Below are 271 nucleotides of genomic sequence, written 5' to 3' on the forward strand. Positions count from 1 at the left end.
CTTTGCTCATGATGGATATCCTCGGATGCCGGGCGCGCGTGGCGCCCCGGGTATTGGATGAGTAAGGAGTTGGAAGGCCGGGCGCCGCCCGGCCAGGACTCAGGCCGCCTTGCGCTCGGCCTGCTTGTCGGCGTAGGCGACCAGCGCCTCGCGCACCCAGGCGCCGTCTTCGTGCGCCTTGACGCGCGCCGCCAGGCGTTCGCGGTTGCATGGGCCATTGCCCTTGAGCACGGCGTAGAACTCGCTCCAGTCGATCTCGCCGAAGTCATAG

The 271-nt window shown here is 67.9% G+C and carries 1 pseudogene; it reads right to left on the reverse strand.

Annotated elements, in window-relative coordinates:
- Positions 1 to 99 precede the first annotated feature (99 nt).
- Positions 100 to 271 (reverse strand): annotated as a pseudogene (locus tag SB764_RS40370) (1,2-phenylacetyl-CoA epoxidase subunit A); the annotation flags it as partial.

It is taken from the genome of Paraburkholderia sp. SIMBA_027 (assembly GCF_046535315.1).
Taxonomy (GTDB): domain Bacteria; phylum Pseudomonadota; class Gammaproteobacteria; order Burkholderiales; family Burkholderiaceae; genus Paraburkholderia; species Paraburkholderia tropica.